A 24526-nucleotide genomic window follows, 5' to 3' on the forward strand; every position below is an offset into this window, starting at 1 on the left:
CGACCTAGGAGAAGGATCGGCGCTCGGAAGGGGGACGACCGGTGAGCCGGCGTACGATGGCGCGGCGCATATCCGACGGACTCGTCTCCCCGCGCGGAAGGTTCTTGTGCGCGACCGGAGTCGTCTTGCTGCTCACCTCCGCCGGGGCATTCGCCGATCCGTGGTACCTGCTCAGCGCGGTCATCTTCGTCGGCATCTGGGGGCTTTTGTACCGCCTTTCCCGCGTCTGCGTTCTCGTGCGGCAGCCCCGCTACGCGGGAGCGGCCGTCTTCGTCGACCGGTTCTGCCTCCTCTTGCTCGTCATCGGAACTTACGCCCCGTTCGCGATGGTCGTCCTCACGGGCATGCACGGCTGGATGTTCTTGGCGCTGTTCGGATGTCTCGCCGTCTTCGGTGTCGCGTTCGGCGCCGCGGTCGTGCATTCGCGCCGCTTCCTGACGACGATGGTCCATCTCGTCTGCGTGTGGGTGGGGATCGTCGTCCTGCACCCCGTCGCCGACCGTTTCGGACTCGTCGGGAACGTCGTCCTTCTCGGCGCCGGGCTCGGCGTGACGCTCGCTGTCGCCATCTCGGTGCTCCGCGGGGTCACGAAGCCGAGGATGCTAGCGAAGGTCTTACGCATCGCATGGCTGGCGGTGATCACCCCGCAGGCATGGCACGGCGGGGCGCTCCTGCTGACCGAGCTCTCGGAGCTGGGGCTCTAGGATGATCGCAGGGAACGACCCGACCGCACCCGACACAGGGCGTTCCCGGCGGTCGGGCGCTTCGGGATACACCCTCGGCGAGGAGATAGCCGCAAGCGTAACGCACGGCGTCGGCGTCGCGGCCGCCATCACGGCGCTCGTGCTCCTCGTGGCGTTCGCGTTCGCCCGCGGCACAACGACTCACGTGATCAGCGTGGCCGTGTACGGTTCGACTCTGGTGCTCCTGTACACGGCGTCCACGCTCTACCACAGCGTCACCCACGAGCGGGCCAAGCACGTGCTCAAGGTCATCGATCACGCGAGCATCTACATGCTCATCGCCGGTACGTACACGCCGTTCACCCTCGTGACGCTGCGCGGCGTATGGGGCTGGTCGCTGTTCGGGACGGTGTGGGGGCTCGCTCTCGTCGGGGTGCTGCTGGAGGGCTTCTGGGTGTGGCGTCCGAAGTGGGTGTCCGCGCTCGTATACCTCGGGATGGGATGGCTTGTCGTCGTCGCGATTCGTCCTCTCGTCGCGACACTGCCTCGGGCCGGGGTGGCATGGCTCGTCGCGGGGGGGCTCGCATACACGCTCGGGACGGTATTCTATGTGATGAAGCGCGTGCCCTACATGCACGCGGTCTGGCATCTTTGGGTGCTCGCCGGCAGCGCGTGTCACGTGGTCGCCGTCCTCTTCTACGTCTTGCCCCGCTGACTCCACCGCGACGTCGCGACGAAGGGGGGGCCGATGGCCCCGGAAGTGAAGGGACCGTCGAAGGGCGCGATGCCCGGGATCGTCCTGGTAGTGGCGGGACTCGTGCTGTTCGCCCTGCAGTGGGCGCCCGACGCCGCCGATTCCGCTGTCCTGCTCGCGATCGGCGCGGCGTTCATGACCGTGTACGTGATGCGCGGTCAGTACGGTCTCCTCATCCCGGCGTGCGTCCTGCTGGGCATCGGAGCGGGCGTGCTACTCGAGGATCTCGGCATCGGGCTCTCGGACCCCGTTCCTCTCACGCTCGGAGTCGGCTTCATCGCCATCTGGGCCATCGACCTCGTCAGGCGCCGCTCGACGCCGTGGTGGCCGCTCGTCCCGGGAGGGGTCCTCGTCTTCGCGGGTGTCGCCGACGACTTCGCCGGCGCCGAGGAGGCGCTGGCGAAAGCATGGCCTCTCGCCATCGTGATCGTGGGTGTCGCCATCATCGTCGGGTCCGTGCGGGACCGGGAGCGACCGGCGGACGGCGAACGTACGGAGGAGTCGGGCTCCTAAAGGCGTGGGGAGTTCAGCCGACTTCCGCGGCCGCGTCCGGGTCGAACGGGTTCGTCCGTACGGCGAACGAGTAGAGGAACGGGTAGTTCTGCTGGAGGTGCCCGAGATACGAGACCCACTCACCGAGCAGGGCGGAGTAGGCTCGCCGCATGTCGACGGTCAGATGAGCGTGGTCGGCCTCGGACGTCGACGACAGGTCGGAGCGCGCCGCGAGTTCCTCGCTCAAGTGGAAGAGCGCCCACAGCAACTCCGTGAAGGACTCGTGCTCGAGCAGGTTCGGGTTCTCGAGGAGTCCGAGAAGGAACGAGCGCCGAGACACCAGAAGGTCGCGGAGGTCCGCGAGATCCGCTGCGCGCGAGTCTATCCGATGCTCCCTCGACGCTACCGCGGCACGGGCACGCGCGAAGTCGGCGGGCGTCCACTCCGGCGAGAACCTGAGCAGCGACCTCAGCGCAGCGGGATCGGTGTCGAACGTCGTGATGCGACCGATCGCATCGGTCCCCACCTCGGCGAAGAACGCTCCGATCACCATGTTGAGCTTGTGGAGCATCGAGCGCTTCTCGCGCATCGCGAGCAGGCGGTTGATGATGAGGCCTACGATGAGCACGCTCACAGGGATGAACGCGAGATCGAGCAGCGAGTAGAAGACGGTGTCCGTGTGGCGGTGAGGGAAGCCGAGCCACATCCCGGCGTACAGGACGAGGGTGAGAGCGGCGAGTGATGCGGCGAGCGTGACGGGCCGGTCCTTGGCGCGCATGGATCCTCCCTCGATCGGTCCACTCCGATTCTCGCCCCGGCACGTCGTCCTGTGAAGCGCCGGCTGTGATAACGTCGCAACATCCGGGAGGCGGGAAGGGGCTGGGAAACGATCGTGGCTACGGTTCTCAAGCGCCTCGTCGAGTCGCTTCTCGTCCCGCCCGGGGTCGTCGTGGCGCTGCTCGTCTTCGCGGTGGTGGGAGCGCGGCATGCTCCGCGCCGCGTGCGTGCGCCCTTGTGGGCCGCGCTCCTCATCCTGTGGGCCGCTTCGATCGGTCCCTTCCAGACGCTCCTGTCCGGGCCTCTCGAGCGTGCGTACCGGCCGTATCCCGTGGCGGGCGCTCCCGCAGGCGGAGTGCCGGACGCGATCGTCGTGCTCGGTTCCGGGGTGCGTGGTTCAGCCAAGGAGGCCGTCGGAGGTGAGACGCTCTCGCCGGTCTCGCTCGCGCGGCTCGTCTACGCCTTCGAGCTGCACGAACGCACCGGCGCGCCGCTCGTCGTGTCGGGAGGCGACCCGCTCCGTTCCCAGCAGCGCAGCGAAGCGAGGCACATGGCCGACCTGCTCGCCTCGTTCGGCGTGGACAGGTCCGATGTCTTCATCGAAGAAGGCTCCGAGGACACCCTCGGGAATGCGAACGGCGTCTCGAAGATCCTGGTCTGGGAAGGATTCCGGCGCCCGGCGCTCGTCACGTCCGCGGTCCACATGCCCAGGGCGGTCCGTTCCTTCCGGTCCGTGGGCGTGACCGTCGTCCCGGCGCCGACCGACTACTCCGGCGGCGGCTGGACGGGAATCGGCTCGCTCCTTCCCTCGGCGGATCGGCTGCGTCTGACCGTAGCGGCGCTGCACGAGTGGATCGGGCTCGCCTGGTACCGCGTCGCGCGGGGCGTCTAGGGCTCGCGCGGGTCTTCGTCTCATTCCCGGTCCCTCCGGTGGTCGTCTCGAGGTGTGTACCTCACGCGCGGCACCCGCACTCGATGTCCGAGAGCAGTGGACCGGCGCCGCGGAGGGTATCTAGAACCGTGGAGGCTACACCCGAGGAGACGCGGATGACCGAGGAAGACGAACCGATGCTCCTCTTCGAAGAGGACCCTCTGCCCGCGTGGGTGTGCGATCCGCTCACCCTGCGGGTGCTTGAAGCGACCCCGGACGCATCGGCGTTGTTCCCGGACGGGACCGGGACGATCGTCGGCTCGTCGGCAGCGGACCTCGTTGCGCCGGAGGAGTCCGCGGCCCTGTGCACGTGGTTGCGCGCCGCGGGCGCCACGTCGCGCACGCGTGTTTTCCGATGCGGGCGCCCCGGTGGCGTCGCGCACGTCGAGTTCGCCGTCCGGCGCGCGACCCGGGGAGGCGTCGAGCGCATCCTGTGCCACGGACGCGACGCGACCGCGCAGCGCGATGCGGAGGCGCGGGCGCGCGGTTGGGAGGAGAGATACAGGGCGCTCACCCTGGGAGCGAACGACGGCATGTGGGAGATCGACCTGCCGGCGCAGCGGCTGAGAGTCTCCCCGCGACTCGCGGCGATGGTCGGTCTCGACGAGGACGATCTCTCGGGCGACCCCGAGGGATGGCTCGGGCTCGTCCACCCCGATGACCGGCCCGACGTCGATCTCGAGATCGACCTGCATCTCAAGGGGCTCACGCCCCACGTCGAGCGCGAATGCCGCATGCTCGCCCGCGACGGCACGTATCGCTGGGTGCTGCTGCGGGGCGAGGCCGTGCGCGACGGCGACGGCGTCGCCGTGCGCCTCGCGGGCTCCCAGACCGATATCGGCGACCGCAAGCGGTTCGAGGAACAGTTCGTGGCGCACGCGCTCTACGATCCGCTGACGGGCCTCGCGAACAGGGCGCTGTTCACCGACCGGCTCTCCTTCATGCTCGCACGCCTGCGCAGGGACCCGCGGCTCCAGTTCGCGGTCTTCTACATCGACATCTACCGCTTCACGGCGGTCAACCAAGGACTGGGCCACGCGAACGGCGATGCGGTGCTGCGGGAGGTGGCGCGCCGGATCGCCGAAGACGCCGGGAGTGGGGCGACCGTCGCCCGTTTCGGGGGCGACGACTTCGCCCTCCTCATGGAAGAGCCCGATGCGGTGTCGGAGCCGCTCGCGCGAGCGCGAGGACTGCTCGCCTCGTTCGGCGAGCCGGTCCGCATCGGGGGCGAAGAGGTCTTCGCCCGGGCGAGCGTCGGCGTCCTGGTATGTTCCGATCCCGATACGGGACCCGAGGATGTCATCCGCGACGCGGAGACCGCGATGCGCCGGGCGCAGGAGGAAGGCCCGGGCGGCGCGGTCCTGTTCGTCCCAGGGATGCAGGCGGATGCGGCGCAGAGGCGACAGGTCGAGGCCGAGCTGCGCCGAGGGCTCTCTCGTGGCGAGATAGTGCCGTACTTCCAGCCGATAGTGTCCCTGCGCGGCATGCGTATCGTCGGCGCCGAAGCGCTCGCGCGCTGGGTCCACCCCGAGCGCGGGGTCGTCTCCCCGGTGGACTTCATCCCCGTCGCGGAGGAGACCGGGTTGATCGTGGATCTCGGGGAGGCAGTCCTTGCCGCGGCTTGCGTGAGATGCCGTTCGTGGCTCGACGACCATTCGCCGGACGTCTCGGTCGCGGTGAACCTCTCCGCACTGCAGTTCGTCCCGGAACGACTCTCCGCAGTCGTCGCGAGCGCTCTGGCCGACAGCGGTCTCGAACCACGCCATCTCGAGCTGGAGGTCACGGAGAGCGCCGTGATGCATGATCCCGAATCGTCGCTCGCGATCATGAACGATGTCTCCGCCTACGGGGTCAGGTTCTCTATGGACGACTTCGGGACCGGATACTCGTCGCTGTCGTATCTCAGGCGCTATCCGTTCGACTCGATCAAGGTCGACCGTTCGTTCGTCACCGACGTGGCGACGGACGCGGACAGCGCCATGATGGTCGCCGCGATAGTCGGTCTCTCCCACGGCTTCAAGGCGTCGGTGGTCGCCGAAGGGGTCGAGACCGTCGAGCAGCTCGACTTCCTCCGCGCGCTCCGCTGCGACCAGGTCCAGGGGTTCCTGCTGGGAAGACCGATGCCGCCGGACGACTTCGCCGCGCTGCTCGACGCCGGACTCCCGGGATACCTGCTGCGGGCCTAGCGTGTGTCCCCGAACGGAAGGAGTGCCGAAGCCGGTGAGGACATCGCGGTTCCTGGAGAGGGTCGACCTCGTCGAGGGCGTAGCCTCCTTCCGGTTCGAACGGCCGAAGGGGTACGCCTACGAGCCCGGGCAGTACTTCGACGTTCGACTCGAGGCTGTGCGAGACGGTCGGGATGTCGAGCGCTTCACGATCTCCTGTGCGCCTGGGGACGCATACCTAGAGTTCACGACCCGCCTCTCGGGCTCGGCCTACAAGACCGCGCTCCAGGCGTTGCCCGAGGGCGGGGCCGTGGCCGTGTCGGACGCGGCGGGTCGACTGGTCGTCCCCCCCGGCGAACTCGAGACCGGCTTCCTCCTTGGCGGGATCGGGATCACTCCCGCACGCAGCATCCTGCGCGATGCGGCGCAGCGCGGCACGGGTCTGTCCGCGACGCTCTTCTACGGGAGCCGGGACGCGTCCAGCGTGGCGTTCCGCAACGAGCTCGATGCCTACGAAACAGGAGGCGCCGGCGTTCGCGTGGTCCACGTGCTCGCGGCACCGTCCCCGGGTTGGGCCGGGGAGACGGGATTCATCACGGCCGAGATGGTGCGCCGCCACGTGAACGACCCGAGTCGGCTCTGGTGGGCTGTCAGCGGACCGCCGGCGATGGTCGCGGCGATGCGTACCGTCCTCGACGACCTCCGCGTTCCCCCGGACCGGGCGGCCTTCGAGTTCTTCGCGGGATACTGACGCGGATGGCCCGGAAGAGGGTACATACACTTGTGAGCATGATACCCGCTGGGGTATGAGAGGGACCGCGGGATCCCCGCGGTCCAGGAAAGGGAGTGGCCCAGATGCAGATCGCGGCGCGCGTGTGTCACTACGAGCGCATGAACTACGAGAGGTTCTTTGCTCGGGTCTTCGTGGCGCTCGGAGGTGTGTTCTGGATCATCGCGGCGTTCAGCTCTCAGATGGTGTTCCGCGGAACGAACGCTCTCGGTGCGATGGGCACGGCTGTTCTCCCGCTCGGGATCACCGTCGGCGCCCTCGTCGTCGGCTGGTTCTTCGAGCGGGTGGCGGGGATCGCGCTCCTGGCGGGCGCCGTCGCTTCGCTGGCGTGGGGTCTGGTCGCCGGCTGGGAAGCCGGAGTCTGGTGGACGACGCTCGGAGAGTTGACCGTCCCTCTGGTCGTCTCGGGCGTGCTCTTCCTGCTCGCCGCGCGCATGCAGGACATCTGCGCGTCCGCGACCGCGAGGTCGACGGACTAGGTCTCGACGACCTCCACAAGCTCTATCTCGAACGTCAGCGTCTGGCCCGCGAGCGGATGGTTGAAGTCGAGCGTGACGCTCTCGTCGCCGACGGCCGTTATCGTGGCCGCGAGTTCCTGACCGTCCTCGGCGACGAGGCGCACGACGGCACCCACGTAAGGGTCACCGGCGAACGCTTCGAGAGGGGCTATCTGCACCGCTTCTTCGACGCGCTCCCCGTACGCGTCTTCCGGAGAGAGGCGTACCGAAGTGGTGTCGCCGATGGCGAGTCCCGAGACGGCATGTTCGAAGCCCGGGATGATCTGCCCCGAGCCGAGAGTGAACTGGAGCGGGTCACGTCCGGCACTCGAGTCGAACTCGGAGCCGTCATCGAGTGTCCCGCGGTAGTGGACGCGGACGGTCTGTCCGTTGCTGGGCATGGCTCCTCCGGTCGTCAACGGGAGCGGACGTGTCCACTCTAGCATCCTCCGGGCCGGGTGGCCGTCGGCCGGTCGTCGCCGATTGTGACGCAGGACACAGTTCGTGCTACCGATGGTCGGCCCGGTCGTCGCATCGGCATACCGTTCAGACTCAGTTCACGCCCGCTGGACTCCATACCCTCACGGACTCCAAGGAATTGGGTAAACTTTAGAGGCTCCACCGGCCGATAACAACGGTGTCCATCATCCGCCGGACAAGGTGCCGTCTCGCTCTTGAGGCGTGCCGAGGAGGGATGGCGTGGGGACACCGAGCGAGGACGGGAGCGACGTGTACGACCTCGAGGGCGTTCTGGGACCTTCGGTCATGCAGTTCGTCGACCACCACGTCAGATCACTTCTGACGTGGGATATCCTCGTGTTCTTCCACCGCAACCCCGACGCGGTCCTGGATGTGGAGGGTCTGGCGTCGAGGCTCGGTCGCCGCGTGGACGAGCTGGAACCCGAGATAGATTCGTTGTGCGCCGGCAGGATACTGCAGAACGCGGGCGGTCTGGTCCGCTACAAGCCGAGCGCCGAGATGCGCGATGCCATCGGGAAGTTCGTCGAGGCGTGCCAGGAGCGTGGCCGCCGGCTCGCGCTCATCGCGCTCGTCCTGCACAAGATCAATCCGCATCCCGGCCAGTAGCAGGGCCGCACACGCGGGATCACAGGTGGTCCGCGACCGCCGCGTCGAGGCTCTCGGGTTCGACGACCTCGACGATCGTGAGTTCGGACTCGGCGAGGTCGACGTCGACCGGTTCCGCCGCCTGCAGTCCGTCCGGGCCATAGACGATCCTTACCACGGGCGTGAGAAGGTCCGTGCCCTTGCGGCACACCACGCCGACCGACAGGTCCGAGAGTCGGACCATGCAACCGATCGGGAAGACGCCGAGCGCACGCACGAATAGTCGCGTGAAGACAGGATCGAGCGCTTTTGACTCCTGAAGAAGCCGGACGACGGCCTTGTCGGGAGTGCGGCTGTTGCCGGACGCATCCGGTTTCGTCAGCATCTCGTAGCGGTCCGCGATGGCCACCATCCGGCTGAACGGGTGCGGGACGTAGAGGTCGTCCCTCTCGGGGAATCCGCTGCCGTCCACGCCCATGTGGTGCTCGTACGCGACCAGCATCGGAGCGCGGTCGTCTCCGGGCATCCGCGCGAGGATCTCGGCGCCGACGACGGGGTGCATCGCGCGCGCAGCCTCCGCCTGCTCGGGATCGGAGACGTCGTACATAGCCTTCCCGATATCGTGGAGGAGCGCCGACAGCCCGAGCGATTCGAGGCCCTCCTGCGGAAGGCCGAGCTGCGCGCCTAGGGTGAGTGCGTAGATCATGACGTTGATGGAATGGAAGAGACTCTGCTCGCTCGAGGCGCGAAGGGTCGCCATGCCCAGCACCGCGGCCTCGTCTTCCATCAGCCGGCCGAGGATGGATTCGACCATGCCGCCGGCCTGCACGATATCGGGCTCCCCGCCCTGCTGGATGCGGGCGGAGACCCGGCGCATGACGCCGACGAGTTGGTGGTAGAGCGCGCGGTCCTCCCTCCGTTTCCGGTCGCGGTCCTCGCGGTCGTCGTCGGGATCGGCGAGCTCGGTCACTGCGACGTTCGTCGCCCCCCGCGCGAGAAGGGCCGCGTCGAGGTCGGGCTCGAGGTCGGGCCTGAGCGACAGCACCTCCGCGACCGCGACCGCGTCCGTCTCCGTGAACCCCGGCTGGAACGTGAGGGACACGAGACGGCGCGCCTCGAACGCCTCCGCGAGTGCGCACACGCCCGGTGCGTCGTCGGCGAGGATGTGGCTGCCCGCGTACAGACCGCCTTCATGGATGTTGAGCGAGAACGGGCCCGATGCCGCGCAAGCGCGTATCGCCCCCACGAGCGCTTCGAGCGCTTCCCGGTGACGCGGGTGGGTCGGAGGGTAGAGCTGGAGCGCCTTTCGCGCCCCGGCGATCGCGGCGACGGCTGCAAGTGCGATGTCGCTCATCGCTCGCCCCCCTTCGCCTGGATCTCGAGCGCCTGTCGCGCGAGTTCCTGTACCTGGGCGAAGTCCCCACGCTTGATCAGCGCGCGCCGCTGCACGAGCGCGCGCAACGCGTCGGTCGCGGCCGCCTCGGGCACTCGCGCGAGGCAGCCGATCAGCTCGCGCGCGAACCGGAAGTCCTTGCCGTCGACGTCGATCTCACCGAGGCGGGCGGCGATGGCCGCGCCGGACCCCGGGATACCGCTGTGAGCGGTCAGGCGGGCTGCCGCGATCGCGACCTCCATGCTCGGGTCCCGCATGAGCGAGGAGAGGCGCGGGAGCGCCGACGGGCTTCCCGAGGCGGCGAGTCCCTTGGCGGCCTCGCGTCGCGACTGATCGTCGCCTCGCTTCAGCAGACAGTCGAGCGCGGCGCTCGCGCGCGGATCGCTCGCACACGCGAGACGTCTCGCGATGGGAGCGACCTGGAACCACTGGGCGTTCGCGGCGAGGGCGGGAAGCGTGTCCACGAGACGCCGCCCGAGCAACGGCTCGGCGAGCTCGAGGCCGTCGCGACCCGGGAGCGCGAGGGCGGCGGCGGTGAGCGCAGTCTGGGCGACCTCGCCGCCGCGACGGAGGATCTGCTGCGCGACAGGCACGAGGCCGGCGTCCTCGTCGACCGCCTCCAGGAGCGCGGTCATCGTGGCCTCGGCGAGAGAATGCTCTATGGCGGCCGTGAGGACCGCGGTAAGTTCGGGCCACGGCTGCACCGCGCGTCCTTCGCGCGCCGCGAGCTCGGCGATCACTCGGTCCGCGAGCTCGAGTTCGCGCTTGCGGACGAGCACGCGGACCATCCCGGCGAGGCTCTCCACGCTCTTGCGGTAGAGAGCGAAATCGCTCTGCTGGTCGAGGAGGGAGAGCATCGTGGCCACCGCGCGGGCCTCGGTGCGGCCGACGTCGGCGGCGACCTCTTCGCATGCCCGTGCCGCGGCGTCCTCGTCGACCGACGCGACCTCCGCGACCTTCAGGTAGCCGTGTTCGGCCTCGAGCAGCGGCTGCTCCGCGGCGTTCGAAGAGCGCACCGCGAGCATGTGCCCGAGGAAGTCGACCTCCTTCGGAGTGTGGCCCGCCGTGGGGAGCAGAGACCTGACCTCGGAGAGGACCGCGTCGAGACGTCCACCGAGCGGGAGGCACGTCAGCGCGTTCGAGAGCGAGAGCATGTTCTTGCCGTAGAGGCCACCGGTGACGGCTCCGGCCACCTGGTCCGTCCCGAGGCGGGCGAGGAACTCGCCGACCAGTGGTCGCGCGGCGGTCTCGTCGATGCCCAACCCGAGTATCGCGTCGCGACCTTCGGGGTCGAGGCCGCCGAAAGCTTCGGCGAGAGAGGCGAGAAGGCGCGAGCGTCCTTCCGCGCCCGAAGCGTCGGCCAGCTCGAGAAGGCCGTCGGCGAGAGTCGCCTGATCTCCACGTGCCGCCGTGCTCAGCCAGGTCGCGAGTCGCCCGGGATCCGCGGCCAACTCGGCGAGGAAGTCGTCGGCCATGTCGTCGCCGATCTCAGCGAAACCTGCCTCGACGACGGTCAGGGCCACCTCCATCACGCGCACCCGCTCGACGCCACGTGCCAGTAGGGCTGCCGAGAGCCCGCCGTCGGCGAGGACCGCCTCTGGTTCGGCGAGGACCGCCTGAAGGAACGAGAGGAGCTCGTCGGTCGAGCACCCGGGAAGGACGTCGAGTTCCGCGACGCCGTGGCCGCGAAGCGTCTGAGCGAGGTCTCCCACGGCCGGGGAGACGGCCACCGGCAGGCCGGCGGCCGAGAAGCCGGACCGGGTCACGGCCAGAGACAGGACCGGCCTTCCAGAGAGGCACTCGGCGATGGCGTCTGTCGCCTGCACGAGCGATTCGCGCGGGATGGGGCTCGACGGTGGATAGAGGCGGAGGCTGCGCGCCGCGGAGGCCATGGCGCGAACCATCGCGTCCACGCACTGTTCTCCCTGGTTGTCCGGCATCCTCACCATCCTCGCGACGAGCCTGCGCCGAGCCGACGCTCCGTGCCGCCGGGTAGATTCTCCGGCAACGCCTCGGCCGCGTCCATCATCCACCAGGACCTGCTTGCCCGCGCTGTTTGCGGCCGGTGACTCCTGGTAATGTATCGTCCATGGGCAGCTACCTGGGCGAGATGTTGCTGATCGTTGCACTCGTCGTGTTGAACGGCTACTTCGCCGCCGCCGAGATCGCCCTCATCAGCGCCCGGCGCGCGAGCTTGAAGGCCGTCGCCGACGCCGGGTCGGAGGGCGCGAGGGTCGCGCTGCGGCTGACGGAGGATCCCTCGCGGCTGCTCGCCGCCGTCCAGGTCGGCATCACCTTCGTCGGCTTCCTCGCTTCCGCGACGGCCGCCGTCAGTCTCTCGCAAGGCGTCGCAGGGTGGCTCCGTTCGCTCGGATCCCCCGGGCTCGCGCGGGTCGCCGGTGGGCTGTCGGTGGTGCTGGTCACCGTCGCGGTCTCGTACCTGACGCTCGTGCTGGGCGAGCTGACCCCGAAGCGTTTGGGCCTACAGCGGGCGAACGCCGTCGCCGTGAGGGTGGCGAGGCCGATCGCGGTGCTGGCGGTGGTCGCGGCGCCGCTGACCTGGCTGCTGACCGTCTCGACCGACCTTGTCGGGCGGCTCTTCGGTCTGCCGCCGGGAGCGGGTCGCCCCGGCGTCACCGAGGAGGAGATCAAGCTCCTCGTGACGGAGCAGGGGACGCTGCTCGACGAAGAGAAGCGGATGATCCACGAGGTGTTCGAGCTGGGGGACACCGTCGCGCGCGAGGTCATGGTCCCCCGGGTGGACATGGTGCTCCTCGAGGACACGGTCACTCTCGGGGAAGCGCTGGGTGTCTTCACACGATCGGGATATTCGCGCCTTCCGGTCTTCCAGGAGGACCCCGACACCATCGTCGGCGTCGCGCTGCTGAAGGACCTCGTCGGTCTCGCGGCGTCCGGCCGTCTAGGCGAGCCGATCACGGAGCACATGCGCGGGCCGATCTTCGTGCCGGAGACGAAGCCGGTGCTGGCGCTCCTCTCGGAGATGCAGCTGACGCGCACGCACCTCGTGGTCGTCGTCGACGAGTACGGGGGCACGGCGGGGCTCGTCACGATCGAGGACATCGTCGAGGAGGTCATCGGCGAGATAGCGGACGAGTTCGACAAGGAGCGCCGATACGTCACACAGACCTCCGACGGCGTATGGGCGGTGGACGCGCGGTTGAGCGTCGAGGAGGCGCGGGAGACGTTCGGGTGGCCGGTGCCGGAGTCCGACGAGTACGAGACCGTGGCCGGTTGGGTGCTGATGGAGCTCGGCCACATCCCGGTCCCTGGTGAGACGGTGTGGATGGAGGGTTTCGAGGTCCGGGTGGAGGCGGTCCGCCGCCGGCGCATCGCGCGCCTCAAGGTCAGCAGGGAGTCCGGCGCCTGACGCCGGGTGGACGAGGAGGAGCCCATGGGCAAGACGCTCTACAGGAGCCGCGATGACCGCACGATCGCGGGAGTCTGCGGCGGGATCGCGGAGTACGCGGGGCTCGACCCCGCGCTGGTGAGGCTCATCGCCGTCGCGCTGGCGGTGATCACGCACGGCGGAGCCATCCTCGCCTACGTGATCATGGCGCTCGTCGTGCCGGAGACGCCCCTCGACGGCGTCGCGCAGTCCCCGGAGGCGACGACTCCGCAGCAGGCGGCGTCGAGTCCCGCACCCGCGCCGGTCGCCCCGGCACGCAGCGGCAGCGGACGCGGAGGAGCGACGTTCGGCCTCGTCCTCGTCGCGGTCGGCGCCGTGCTGCTCGTCGTCCGGTTCGCGCCGGGGCTCGATCTCGGCAGGCTCTGGCCACTCATCATCGTGGCGGTCGGCGCCGCGATGATCTTCGGCGGACGGAGGGGCTGAACCGACATGGACGTGAAGCGTGCGTTCGAAGGGCTGACCGTCATCGCGGCCGGCTCGATCCTGCTGGGGAACTCGCTCGGCTACCTCCCTTGGTCGGTCTGGGCGTCGATCCTCTCTCTCTGGCCGCTGCTTTTAATCGCTGCGGGCATCGACATCATCGGGCGCAGTCTCGACAACACGTGGTTGAGGGCGCTGTCGAGCTTGCTCGTGATCGGCGGGCTCGCGTTCGGGGCGCTCGTCATGACGCCCGGCGAATTCGGCCCATGGGTGATCGCCTCGCCGTTCGCGGAGCGCGGAGAGGCGAAGGACTTCTCGTTCTCCGAACCGCACGACGCCGCTGTCGAGCGCGGCACGCTGCGCGTGCGTGGAGGCGTGGGCAAGGTCACGTTGAGGGGAGGCTCGGACCTGCTCTCCGCCGAAGGGCGGACGCCGTTCGGTCCGTTCGTCTTCGCCGTGGAGAAGGATGGCGCCGATGTCGATGCCGAGGTGGCTCCGGGCAGCGGTGATGTGACGGGCGACTTCGGCGACGCGGAGACGACGATCTCGCTCGACCGGCAGGTGCTATGGGACCTGCGGCTCGACGCCGGGGTGAGTGACGTGCGCGCAGACCTCTCCGACGTGCGCCTGAGCGCCGTGGACGTGCGGATGGGAGTGTCGAAGGGCACGCTCACCCTCGGCGCGCCCGGTCAGCCTTGGAGTTCGAAGCGCGAAGTGGGCACGGCCCGCATCGACACGGGGGTCTCTTCGTTCACGTTCAGGGTTCCGCGCGACGTCGCGGTGCGCGTCGAGTCCCGAAGCGGTATCGGCAGCGTGGACGTCGGCGACGGCTTCACGCGCCTTTCCGACTCCGGCGGCCGGCGCGTCTGGGAGACCGACGGTTTCGCCGACGCGGGGCGCGTTTGGATCGTGGATCTTCGCAACGGGATAAGCACCGTGCGCATCGAGCGGTACTGAAGGAGGCGGTCATGGACGAGAAGGGCTCTCATCGAGACGACCGCGGTCCGGCGCTGATAGGAGGCGTCCTCATCGCGATCGGTCTCTACCTGTTCGTCTCGCGCATGGTCGTCGTGCCCGCGTTCTTCTCGACCGCATGGCGCGGCATGCGCGACGCCGGATGGCCGCTCGCGCTCATCGTGGCGGGAGCGGCGCTGATCGTGTTCGCGAGGGATCCGCGCTTCACGCCTCCGGCGAAGGGGACGAGGCTCTACCGCAGCAGGACGCAACGGATGGTCTCGGGCGTCCTGGGAGGGGTCGCCGAGTACCTCGGGGTCGACGTGACGGCGGTCCGTCTCGCGGTGGTCGCGGCCGCGCTGCTCTTCGGCCCAGGGGAGGCGGTCGTCGGGTACATCGTCGCGACGTTCGTCGTCCCCGAGCCGCCTGGGCAGGCCTGACCCGGCGATGGTCCCTCTCGCGCCAGCCGGCCCGACCCGCCCCGGCGACGTCATCGATGCGCATACGCACCTGTTCTCGTTGCCGCTGCTCCAAGAGTACGTCGACGCGCACCCCGAGGAGAACGCGCGCTTCCGGCAGGCGGTGAAGGAGAAGCGCTTCGGGAGGCGCGGAGAGGCGCTGCCCGACCTCGCTCCCGACGCGATGGCCCGCTTCTACGTCGAGCGCATCGAAGCGGCCGGCGTGGCGAGGGCGGTCGTGATGTCGGTCGTGCCGGATTCGAGCTACACGCGGGACTTCATCACAGCGGCGAACGGGCACGTCCACGCGCTGTGCTCCATCGACCCCCGCGAGCCGAGGGCGCCGGCGATGCTCGAGCTGGAGATGGCGGCCGGTTTCCGCGGCGTGAAGCTCCTGCCGGTGAACCGCAAGTACCGTCTCTCCGACGAGGCATGCCGTCCCTTGTTCGAGAAGGCCTCCGAACTCGGAGCGGCGATCGTCGTCCACTACGGCGTGACGGTCGACCCCACGGGCGACCTGCGATACGCGGACCCGCTCGACCTCTCGCCGGTCGCCCGCGACTTCCCCGACGTCACGTTCGTGATAGCGCACTTCGGGGCGGGTTTCTTCACGCAGGTCCTCCAGCTCGCCTACCAGTGCAAGAACGTCTGCGTCGACTCGTCCGGGACGAACAACTGGATCGATTACGATCCGCACGGCTACACGCTCGCCCAGGTCTTCGAGCGCTCGCTCGTCGCTCTCGGTCCCGAGAGGGTGCTGTTCGGCACCGACGCGGGGACCACCGCACCGTATCGGGAGTGGATCAAGTTCCAGCAGTTGCGCACCCTCGAGGAGTTGGGGCTCTCCGAGGGCGACCGCGACCTCATCGCGCGCGGCAACGCGGTGCGCATCTTCCGGCTCGAAGGCTGAAGGGGGCGGGACCCGCGATCGACTACGACGAGTTCGTCGACTGGGAGAAGCGCCTCGCTCGTGAGGGGCCGTTCTTCCGCGACGTCTTCTCGGCCGCGGGCGTGCGACGAGTCGTCGATGTCGGATGCGGGTCGGGCCGCCATGCGCTGCTCTTCGCGTCGTGGGGGCTCGAAGTCGTCGGGGTCGATCCCGATCCCGGGATGCTCGCCGCCGCCAGGGCGAACGCGGCCGCGGTCGGGCTGGACGTCCCATTCCTCGAAGGCGGGTTCGGAGGGGTCGCGGATCTCGTGGGAGAGACCGACGCGCTCACGTGCACGGGGAACGCGCTGCCGCACGTGTCCGGCGTCGAGGGGCTGCGGGAGGCGCTCGCCGACTTCTCCGCCGCCGTGCGCCCCGGCGGGGTCCTCGTGCTCCACCTTCTCAACCACGATCGCCTCGTCGACGGGCGGGTCCGCAGCGTTCCGCCGGTCGTCAGGGACACGCCGGAAGGGACGAAGGTCTTCCTACGCGTGCTCGACCATCTGGACGACGGCATCAGGTTCGACTTCCTCACGCTGACACGGGGGCCTTCCGGAACGTGGGCGCTCGCCTCGCGCAGCTCCGTCCACACCGTGTTGAGGAGCGCGTTCCTCGCCGGCGAGCTCGAGCGGGCGGGCTTCGTGGGCGTCGCCCTCTTCGGCGATCATGCGGGTGCTGCTTTCGACCCGATGATGCACGAGTCGGTCATCGTCACCGCGAGACGCGCGTAGCGAGACGCGGGCCGAGGGAGCAGCGTGTCCCGCGCGCGGCGTCGCAGGCCGCGACCGGCGGGGTGAGGCCGTCGATCTCGTCGCGCAGCGCCGCGTACAGGTGACACAGCGGGAGGCCGGCGACGTTCTGGTAGCACTCGCCGTCGTCGACCGAAGCCAGGTGCCGCTCGATGTTGTAGGCGCCGGCGCATCCCATGAGCTCGCCGTCGGCGACCCACGCGGCGATGTCGGCGTCCGACAGCGCTCGCATCCGCACGCGGGTCGTGACCGGGAAGGAGCGCCCCGGGCCTTCGCCCGGCGCGAGGAGGGCCACTCCGGTGACGACCTCATGGACGCGGCCGGAAAGGGCGCGAAGCATCCGGCACGCGTCGTCGAGGTCGCGCGGCTTCCCGAGTACCTCTGTGCCGAGGATGACGAGCGTGTCGCACGCCACGACGGTCGCGTCGTCCGCGGACCGCCGCGCCGCGAGGGCCTTCTCGGCGGCGAGCGACACGGCGAGAGCGGGAGGGTCCTTCGCGAGCGGGCCCGCGAGATCTTCAGGCGTGTCCGTCGCGGTGACCCCGTAGGGGACGCCGAGCCAGGCGAGCAGTCTCCTGCGTCGGGGTGAAGCGGAGGCCAGCAGCAGCGGGGCGTGGGACGGGCGGTCCATGGCGGGAATGATACCACCGTGACGCGCGCGGTGCGGGCGAGGGCGTGTGTCACAATGTAGGTGGCTTTCGAGCAGTGGGGAGGAGGGGATAGGGTGACCGCTCGAGCGAGCAGATCGAGCGGCGCGCCGTCGTCCATCCAGCGGTTCGTCAAGCAGCTTCTCGTGACGTGCAAGGCGGTCAAGCTCTACCCTCTCTCGAGCAACATCCCTCTCGAGAACGCCCAGGCCGCCGCGGTCATGCTCCACGGGATCCTGGAACGCGGGCCCGATGTGAGCTTCGGCGTCACCAAGGACGCGCTCGTCTTCGAGGGCGTTCCCGTGTACCCGGGACAGCCGACGTACACGGCCTTCGCGCGCGAGTTCTTCTCCCGCAACCTCGCCGAGTTCCGCTTCCATTCAGGAGTCACCCCCCAGGAGATCGCGCGCTTCCTAGGCGTGCTCCGATACGCCCCTGACGAGATCGCCGCGGCCGGGGGCTTCGAGACGATGCTGTGGGACCTGCAGGTGGACTGCGTCACGGTGAAGGATTTGAGCGCTCGGCTGGTGGACACCGAGATCCCGCAGGCCGGGGAGGGAGCGACACGCTCCGGCGAGCCTTGGCCTCCGGACGCCGAGCGCATCGACCACGCGCTCTCCGTCGCGTACGTCCGCCGACCCCGCGACCAGCGGCTGCTCGTGCGCGTCATCGAGGAACCGGCGGTGGTCGCGGCCTTCTTGCGTGAGTTCCTAACGGGTCGCGGCGAACGGCCGGACGAGGGCGTCGCGGAACGCGTGGCCGCGCTCGCGCACGTGACGGCGCGCGAGGTCCCCTCCGACCAGCCCTCTCTGCTGCGCTCGCTCGCCGACGCGGTCCTCGACCTTCCTCCCGACGCGCTCCGAGGCGTGCTCCGCGACGCGGTGCTCCCCGACGCGCGCAACGACGAAGCGCTCGCCGATCTCGTGCGCCAGATCGGCGTGGACGCGGCCCTGCAGGCGATCGTCACCTGCGGCGTGGCCGAGGATGCGGAGAGTGAGGCGATGTGCCGCGCGATCCGCACACTCGCACTCGTCTCCGAAGTCGAACGTTCCGACGTCGTGGCGCGCACGCAGGCGTCGCTCGAGGACGCGGGCTGTGACCCCGGCTTCGTCGCGCACGTGCTCGAGGGGGTGGCGCCGACCCGGCTGAAAGTCCGGGAGCGTCTGCGTCCCGACGAGGAGCGTCCGGAAGACACCGTACTGCGTCTTCTCGACCTGGCGCCGGCGGCCGTGGGCCCGGACGACCCCGGCGACCCCGAGACCGAGGCTCTTCGCGAAGAGGCTCGCGTCGGGATCACGGACGGGGACATCCTGGGAGCCTTCGTGACGCTCGCGACGATCGAGACCCGGCCGGATGCGTTCTCGACGGTGATGTCCACCATCGAGGACAACCTCGGACTCCTGCTAGAGCGCGCCGACCTCGATGTGGCCGCCGACGCGGCGGAGGCGCTCGCGGCCGCGGCGTCCGATCCCGCGTTCGACGAGCGGCGGAGGACGCGGGTCGAGAACGCGCTCGTGAAGCTCGCGCAGCCGAAGGCGGTGCGGACGATCGCGGACGCGATGCGTGTCTTCCGGCCCGGCTCCGACGAGTACGCCGCATGCCATCGCCTTCTCGACGTCCTAGGTCGTCATGCGATCTCCCCGTTGCTGGAGGTCCTCGCGGACGAGGAGGACCGGGCGGCGCGCAAGACCATCGTCGACCTCGTCGCGTCGATGGCGGACGGGTTCGTCGACGATCTCGGCGAGCGAGTCGCCGACCCGCGATGGTACTTCGTGCGGAACGTCATCGGCATCCTCGCGAAGACCCGCAGCGCCAAGGCGCTGCCACACCTTGGGCGGACGCTGCGCCATGCGGACGCGCGCGTACGCAGGGAGACGATCCGGGCGCTCGCCGGGATCGACGATCGGCTGGCCGACCAGATGCTCGTCGCGGCGCTGGCTGACGAGGACGCGCAGAACGTGCAGCTGGCTGCGCGCTACCTGGGCAAGGGCACCGTGCGTGGTGCGACGGCCGCGCTCGCGGAAGTGGCGAAGGGCGAAGGCCGCGGCAGCCGCGACGGGGGACCGCGTATCGAGGCGATAGGCGCTCTCGGTTCGATCGGCGATCCCGCGGCGGTGCCCGCGCTCGAGGCGATCCTGCACGCGCGCGCGCTGCGCGGCGCGGCGAAAGCGCGCGAGCTGCGCGCGGCGGCCGAAGCCGCCCTCGCCGCGTTGCGCGGTCGAGGGGGTGCGCCGCTGTGAGCGCGGGCGGGATCCGCTCGGGCGACCCCACGGACGGAGCTTTCGGCGCCGTCTTCTCAGCCAGGCAGGTCGCTCGCGTGCGCGAGCTTCTCGCGCGCCTCTACAACGCGCGCCGCATGATCCGCTTCTACCCGTCGGACCATCCCGCGGTCGGCGAGGCGCTCGCCGGTCTCATGGCCACCATCCGCGCGTTCCACGCCGAGGGGGCCGACGTCCCGCTCACCTTCTTCGAGGACGAGCTGCTCCTGGGCGATCAGCTCCTTCCGGAAGACAGCGTGATGTTCGACCAGCTCATCCGGGACATGATGAGTATCGGCGCGGGCAGCGTCACCTTCCGGGCGGGCCTCGACGAGTCCGAGCTCGAGCGAGCGGTGCGGGTGCTCTCGCTCGAGGTGGGAGAGGTGCTGCGTGCCGGCGGGCTCGAACGTGCCGTCGCCGTCGCGGACCTTCCTCACGTGACGTTCGCGACGGTGACCATCGTGGAGAAGGAGAGCGAAGAGGAGACGGACGCCGTCCCTGGACGCGGTCCGGCCCGCCGGGCCTACAGCGCCGCCCTGGACCTCATGCGCGAACTGGAGCGTGTCATCCAGCGGCAGGAATCGCTGGGGGCCGGGCGTATCAGGGGGGTCGCGCGCAGCCTCGTCGAGAATGTCCTGTCGAACCGGTTCGCGATGCTGGAGCTGTCGGGACTGAAGGACCACGACGAGTACACGTTCTACCACTCGGTGAATGTCTCCGTCCTCTCGCTCGCCGTCGGATCGGCGATCACACACGACCTGCGGTTCCTCTCCTCGCTCGGCGTGGGGTCGCTCCTCCACGACATCGGGAAGATGACCGTCGACCTCGAGATCCTGAACAAGCCCGGCGCACTCACGTCTCATGAGTGGGCGGACGTGCGACGCCATCCCGTACTCGGCGCCGAGACGGCGGCCTCCATCCCGGGCCTCGATCGTTCGTCCGTCGTCGTCGCTCTCGAGCACCATATGCGCTTCGACCTCACCGGCTACCCCGCTCGGAAGCCGGAGCGCCGGCAGCATCTCGCGAGCCGCATCGTGGCGATCGCCGACGCATACGACGCCATGACCTCGCGAAGGGCGTATTCCGCGGCGAGGCTCCAGGACGAGGCGATGTCGATCCTGCTCCGCAACGCCGGTTCGGCATTCGATCCCGCGCTGGTGCGATCGTTCGTGCGGATCATGGGAATCTACCCGCCGCGGGCCGTCGTGCGCCTGACGACCGGCGAGACGGCGGTCGTTCTCGCCCCCGACGAGCGTGACGTGGCCCGTCCGACCGTCCGCGTCTTCGCCGACGCGGCGGGAGTCATGATCGACCCGTTCGACGTGTCGCTCGCCGACGAGGGATCGGGGCGCTCGGTCGAGCGCTGTCTGGACGAAGATGCCATCAACGTCGATGTCGAAGAGTACCTGTGATCCGAGGAGGTCCCGTGGCACGCAGTCGTTCCGATGGAGCAAGGCCCGTTCTCGCGGTCGTCGCGATCGCGATCTTCGTCGTGCTCGTAGCATCGACGGGGGTGGCGACGTTCTTCACCGACATCCTGTGGTTCCGTGAGATGGGGCAGGAGGCCGTCTTCTGGACGACGCTCTCGAGCCGCTGGGCGATCGGTACCATCTTCACGGTCGTGATGTTCGCCCTGCTCTTCGTCAACGTGCGCATCGCACGCTCTCTCGCCCCGAGGATCGACCTGCGGCTGCTCGAACCCGAGACGCCGCTGACCGTCGGCGACGTGCCGATACGGCTCCAACTCACGTTCGCCGAGCTCAAGCAGCGTCTCGACCCGTGGATCGACCGGGGCCTACTCGCCGGATGTGCCCTGCTCGCGCTCGCCGCGGGGACGCCCATGGCGGCGCGCTGGCACGTCTTCCGTCTCGCGCTCGCACGCGTGCCGTTCGGCGCGACCGATCCGCAGTTCGGGCGCGATATCGGTTTCTACGTGTTCACATACCCCGCATTGCGCGCGGCGGAGAGCTGGCTGCTCTCCGCGTTCGTGCTCGCGCTCGTCGTGACGGCGGCGGTGCACCTGCTCGACGGCGCTATCCGCCCGGGGGACCGGCTTCGCGGGTTCGACCCGCACGTGAAGGCGCACCTGTCGGTGCTGGCTGGATTGATCGTGCTCGTGAAGGGTTTCGGCTACTGGCTCGACATGTTCGGCCTGAACTTCTCTCCGCGAGGCCAGGTGCTGGGGGCCTCCTTCACCGACGTCCACGCGCAGATGCCGGCGCTTCGCATCCTCATCGTCATCGCGGTCCTGTCGGGGCTCGCGCTGCTGGTGAACATCCGGTTCAAGGGCTGGCGGCTGCCGGCCGCCGCGATCGGCCTCTGGGTCGGCGCGTCGATCATCGTCGGCGGCATCTATCCCGCCATCATCCAGCAGTTCCGCGTCACCCCGAACGAGGTCGCCGCCGAGGCGCCGTACATCAAGCGCAACATCGAGGGCACCCGGAAGGCGTACGACCTTGAAGCTATCGAGGTGCGGCCCTTCGCGGCAGCCGAGAGCCTGACGGCGAGCGACCTCGCCGCGAACCGCCAGACGGTCGACAACGTGCGCCTCTGGGATCCGAGCATCGTCGTCCAGTCGTACAAGCAGTTGCAGGAGATCCGCCCGTACTACGACTTCAAGGACGTCGACATCGACCGCTACCGCATCGACGGCACGCGCCAGGAGGTGCTCGTCTCCGTGCGCGAGATGAACGTCGGGCAGCTCGCCGAACAGGCGAAGACGTGGGTGAACCAGCACCTCGTCTACACGCACGGCTACGGCGTCGTCGTGAGCCCCGTGAACGAGGTGAGCCCGACCGGGCTGCCCCGCTTCATCGTGCGCGACATCCCTCCGACGACGACCACGGACCTGCACGTGACGCAGCCCGCGATCTACTTCGGCGAGGAGGAGGGCGAATACGCGATCGCGCCGACGGGGATCAAGGAGTTCGACTACCCCTTGGGCGATCGCAACGCCAACGCCTCCTACGCCGGCAAGGCCGGCATCCCGATAGGCGGTCTTTCGCGCCGCATCGCCTTCGCGTTGCGCTTCGGCGCGCCCCAGCTGCTCTTCTCCTCGTATGTGACACCCGAGAGCAAAGTCCTGCTGCGCCGCGCCCTGACCGAACGGGTCGGCGCGCTCGCCCCATGGCTCGCGCTCGACTCCGACCCGTACGCCTCGGTCGTCGACGGGCACGTCGTGTGGATACTCGACGGGTACACGACTTCGTCGTACTACCCTTACTCGCAGCGTACCGGCGGCGACGTGAACTACATCCGCAACTCGGTGAAGGTCACGGTCGACGCGTTCGACGGCACGACGACGCTCTACGCGTTCGACGAGAAGGACCCCGTGCTGCGCGCTTGGCGCGCGGTGTTCCCGACGCTCTTCGCCGACGCGGCGAAGATGCCCGCGGGCGTGCGCGCCCATCTGCGCTACCCGGAGGACCTCTTCCGCGTGCAGGCCGAGATCTACAAGACCTACCACATGCGCGACCCGCAGGTCTTCTACAACAAGGAGGACTCGTGGGCGATACCGGGCGAGAACTCCGCCGACGGCGCGATGGCGCCGTTCTACGTGCTCATGCGCCTGCCCGGGGAGAGCGATGAGACGTTCATGCTCATGCTCCCGTTCACGCCGCGGAACAAGGACAACATGATCGGCTGGATGGCGGCGAAGGCCGATCCGTCCGACTACGGGCGGCGTGTCGTCTACACCTTCCCGAAGCAGAAGCTCGTCCTCGGCCCCGAGCAGGTCTCCGCTAGGATCAACCAGGACCCGGTCATCTCGCAGCAGCTCACGCTCTGGAACCAGCGCGGGAGCAGCGTCCTCTTCGGCAACATGCTCGTCCTCCCGATGGACCAGTCGCTCCTCTTCATCCAACCGCTCTACCTGCAGGCGGAGAAGACCGCGATGCCAGAGCTCACCCGTGTGCTCGTCGTCTTCGCCGACCGCGTGGCGATGGAGCCCGACCTCGCGACCGCGCTCGCCAAGGTCTTCGGCACCGCTCCGGCGGGGACCGAGCTCTCGAGCGGCGGCCAGACGGCGGGGAATGCGAGCACGGGGACCGCGACGCCCGCCGGCGACCTCGCGACCGCGCGCTCCCTCTACGAGAAGGCGCTCGCCGCGCAGCGCTCGGGCGATTGGGCGGCGTACGGCCGCTACATCGAGGAACTGGGACGCGTCCTCTCGAAGATGACGGGTTCGGCGGCCGCGACAGCCACTCCCTAAGGGCCTCGGGCCGAGCGCCATACATATACCCTGACCTGGCCGGATAGCCGGTCGGCCCGCTTTCTGCTAGGCTTTGTGAGGTTTCAAAGCCTTCCTGCAAGGTGCCCGCATGCGTGCTCGAGGTCTTCGAAGGCCGAGAGCGCACGGACCAGCGCGGCGGGTGCGACGACGAGAAGCCGAGTCACGGGAACCGGTGGCCGCGTCCCCAGACAGGGGAAGCGAAGAAGAGCCGCCGACCGCGTCCGGCAAAGGGTCCGCACGCCGAAACGCATACTCGCGTTCTCCGGCCGAAGGCGGCGCATCGCCCTTTCGGGACCGGGGCCGAGGCAGCGATCGAGCCCACCCAGAACCACCTCCGCTGTCTAAGACTATGCCTTTGTCGAGGCATGCCCCCGGGTCGCCGCCAGTCCTGCACCCGATCGTGGAGGTCATGTGTGAAGGTACGTAACGATCCACCCCGGCCTGGCCGCTCACTCGCCCGGTCCGCCGGCGCTCTCGCGCTGGTGACGGCGATGCTCCTCGCGAGCGGCACGCTCACCCCGGCGACGGCGCAAGCCGTCACGGCCCCCAGGCCCGCGACGCGCGCCGTCCGCTGGGACGCCGCGCGCGTCTCGTGGTATGGCCCCGGCTTCTACGGCCGCTCGATGGCCGGTGGCGGGCGCTTGACGCGGGCGAGCATGGTCGTCGCCCACCGGTACCTGCCGTTCGGTACACGCATCCAGTTCGCATACCGGGGCCAGACGACGGTCGCCGTCGTGCAGGACCGCGGTCCCTACGTCGGAGGACGGGAGTTCGACCTCGGGCCGGGCGTCGCTCGCAGGCTGCGTTTCTCGGGAGTGGGAAGGGTGCGCTTCCGCATCCTGGGCCGGTAGGCTCTCGCCCCGCGTTTTAGGGTATCTTCGTATCCGGCGGTCCCATTCGGGCCGTC

23 protein-coding genes are annotated in these 24526 nt (G+C 69.2%); 18 read left to right on the forward strand and 5 right to left on the reverse strand.

The genetic code is table 11. The features are described from left to right. Positions 1-41: 41 nt before the first annotated feature. The 3 genes from WC971_05160 to WC971_05170 are packed head-to-tail and all read left to right on the forward strand — an operon-like array spanning position 42 to position 1950. On the forward strand, positions 42-704 hold the full coding sequence (locus tag WC971_05160; GenBank protein ID MFA5844203.1) for a hypothetical protein: 663 nt from the start codon (positions 42-44) through the stop codon (positions 702-704). A 1-nt stretch (position 705) separates the two neighbouring features. Then, complete coding sequence (locus tag WC971_05165; GenBank protein ID MFA5844204.1) at positions 706-1398, forward strand: hemolysin III family protein; 693 nt, start codon at positions 706-708, stop codon at positions 1396-1398. A 33-nt stretch (positions 1399-1431) separates the two neighbouring features. Continuing rightward, entirely contained in the window at positions 1432-1950 is a 519-nt protein-coding gene (locus WC971_05170) for a hypothetical protein (GenBank protein MFA5844205.1), read from the forward strand. A 13-nt stretch (positions 1951-1963) separates the two neighbouring features. On the opposite strand, the gene WC971_05175 is transcribed toward WC971_05170, so the two are convergent. Continuing rightward, the gene (locus tag WC971_05175; GenBank protein ID MFA5844206.1) at positions 1964-2707 is read right to left on the reverse strand and encodes a hypothetical protein; all 744 of its coding nucleotides are present in this window, start codon (positions 2705-2707) and stop codon (positions 1964-1966) included. Between the two features lie 114 nt (positions 2708-2821). Between WC971_05175 and WC971_05180 the strand changes: the two genes are divergently transcribed. The 4 genes from WC971_05180 (at position 2822) to WC971_05195 (ending at position 7071) form a co-directional block, all read left to right on the forward strand. Next, positions 2822-3598: a YdcF family protein gene (locus WC971_05180; GenBank protein ID MFA5844207.1), complete on the forward strand. Its 777-nt coding sequence runs from the start codon at positions 2822-2824 to the stop codon at positions 3596-3598. A gap of 155 nt (positions 3599-3753) precedes the next feature. Then, positions 3754-5823, forward strand: a complete 2070-nt coding sequence (locus WC971_05185; GenBank protein MFA5844208.1) for an EAL domain-containing protein — start codon at positions 3754-3756, stop codon at positions 5821-5823. Between the two features lie 34 nt (positions 5824-5857). Beyond that, positions 5858-6553 (forward strand): FAD-dependent oxidoreductase, encoded by a 696-nt coding sequence (locus WC971_05190; GenBank protein MFA5844209.1) that lies wholly within the window; start codon positions 5858-5860, stop codon positions 6551-6553. Positions 6554-6657: 104 nt separating this feature from the next. Continuing rightward, the gene (locus WC971_05195) at positions 6658-7071 is read left to right on the forward strand and encodes a hypothetical protein (GenBank protein ID MFA5844210.1); all 414 of its coding nucleotides are present in this window, start codon (positions 6658-6660) and stop codon (positions 7069-7071) included. Here WC971_05195 and WC971_05200 read toward each other — a convergent pair. Beyond that, a complete protein-coding gene (locus tag WC971_05200) occupies positions 7068-7490 on the reverse strand; it encodes a peptidylprolyl isomerase (GenBank protein MFA5844211.1) in 423 nt (140 codons plus the stop codon). The genes WC971_05195 and WC971_05200 overlap by 4 nt on opposite strands. A gap of 298 nt (positions 7491-7788) precedes the next feature. On the opposite strand from WC971_05200, the gene WC971_05205 reads away from it, so the two are divergent. Continuing rightward, complete coding sequence (locus WC971_05205; protein MFA5844212.1) at positions 7789-8175, forward strand: hypothetical protein; 387 nt, start codon at positions 7789-7791, stop codon at positions 8173-8175. Between the two features lie 19 nt (positions 8176-8194). Here the strand turns inward: WC971_05205 and WC971_05210 are convergent, their stop codons facing one another. Beyond that, on the reverse strand, positions 8195-9508 hold the full coding sequence (locus WC971_05210; protein MFA5844213.1) for an HD domain-containing phosphohydrolase: 1314 nt from the start codon (positions 9506-9508) through the stop codon (positions 8195-8197). Continuing rightward, positions 9505-11487, reverse strand: coding sequence for a HEAT repeat domain-containing protein (locus tag WC971_05215; GenBank protein ID MFA5844214.1), 1983 nt, complete (start codon positions 11485-11487; stop codon positions 9505-9507). The genes WC971_05210 and WC971_05215 overlap by 4 nt, the downstream gene beginning before the upstream one ends. Positions 11488-11636: 149 nt before the next feature. Here WC971_05215 and WC971_05220 point away from each other — a divergent pair, with 149 nt between their 5' ends. The 6 genes from WC971_05220 (at position 11637) to WC971_05245 (ending at position 16465) form a co-directional block, all read left to right on the forward strand. After that, positions 11637-12935 carry a hemolysin family protein gene (locus tag WC971_05220; protein ID MFA5844215.1) on the forward strand — a complete coding sequence of 433 codons (1299 nt, stop codon included), beginning with the start codon at positions 11637-11639 and terminating at the stop codon, positions 12933-12935. Between the two features lie 24 nt (positions 12936-12959). Next, entirely contained in the window at positions 12960-13397 is a 438-nt protein-coding gene (locus WC971_05225) for a PspC domain-containing protein (protein ID MFA5844216.1), read from the forward strand. 6 nt (positions 13398-13403) lie between these two features. Beyond that, the gene (locus WC971_05230; GenBank protein MFA5844217.1) at positions 13404-14351 is read left to right on the forward strand and encodes a DUF5668 domain-containing protein; all 948 of its coding nucleotides are present in this window, start codon (positions 13404-13406) and stop codon (positions 14349-14351) included. Positions 14352-14362: 11 nt separating this feature from the next. Next, positions 14363-14788 carry a PspC domain-containing protein gene (locus WC971_05235; GenBank protein MFA5844218.1) on the forward strand — a complete coding sequence of 142 codons (426 nt, stop codon included), beginning with the start codon at positions 14363-14365 and terminating at the stop codon, positions 14786-14788. Positions 14789-14795: 7 nt separating this feature from the next. After that, positions 14796-15716, forward strand: a complete 921-nt coding sequence (locus tag WC971_05240; protein ID MFA5844219.1) for an amidohydrolase family protein — start codon at positions 14796-14798, stop codon at positions 15714-15716. Positions 15717-15817: 101 nt separating this feature from the next. Next, positions 15818-16465 carry a class I SAM-dependent methyltransferase gene (locus WC971_05245; protein MFA5844220.1) on the forward strand — a complete coding sequence of 216 codons (648 nt, stop codon included), beginning with the start codon at positions 15818-15820 and terminating at the stop codon, positions 16463-16465. Here WC971_05245 and WC971_05250 read toward each other — a convergent pair. After that, positions 16446-17114 (reverse strand): Maf family protein, encoded by a 669-nt coding sequence (locus WC971_05250; protein ID MFA5844221.1) that lies wholly within the window; start codon positions 17112-17114, stop codon positions 16446-16448. The genes WC971_05245 and WC971_05250 overlap by 20 nt on opposite strands. A gap of 93 nt (positions 17115-17207) precedes the next feature. Here WC971_05250 and WC971_05255 point away from each other — a divergent pair, with 93 nt between their 5' ends. From WC971_05255 to WC971_05270, 4 genes are all read left to right on the forward strand, one after another. After that, the gene (locus tag WC971_05255; protein ID MFA5844222.1) at positions 17208-19370 is read left to right on the forward strand and encodes a HEAT repeat domain-containing protein; all 2163 of its coding nucleotides are present in this window, start codon (positions 17208-17210) and stop codon (positions 19368-19370) included. After that, positions 19367-20800 (forward strand): HD-GYP domain-containing protein, encoded by a 1434-nt coding sequence (locus tag WC971_05260; GenBank protein ID MFA5844223.1) that lies wholly within the window; start codon positions 19367-19369, stop codon positions 20798-20800. The genes WC971_05255 and WC971_05260 overlap by 4 nt, the downstream gene beginning before the upstream one ends. Before the next feature lie 14 nt (positions 20801-20814). After that, positions 20815-23598 carry a UPF0182 family protein gene (locus WC971_05265; GenBank protein ID MFA5844224.1) on the forward strand — a complete coding sequence of 928 codons (2784 nt, stop codon included), beginning with the start codon at positions 20815-20817 and terminating at the stop codon, positions 23596-23598. A gap of 434 nt (positions 23599-24032) precedes the next feature. Next, positions 24033-24470 (forward strand): septal ring lytic transglycosylase RlpA family protein, encoded by a 438-nt coding sequence (locus WC971_05270; GenBank protein MFA5844225.1) that lies wholly within the window; start codon positions 24033-24035, stop codon positions 24468-24470. The last annotated feature ends 56 nt before the right edge of the window (positions 24471-24526 follow it).

The organism is Coriobacteriia bacterium, assembly GCA_041658765.1.
Lineage (GTDB): Bacteria > Actinomycetota > Coriobacteriia > Anaerosomatales > JBAZZO01 > JBAZZO01.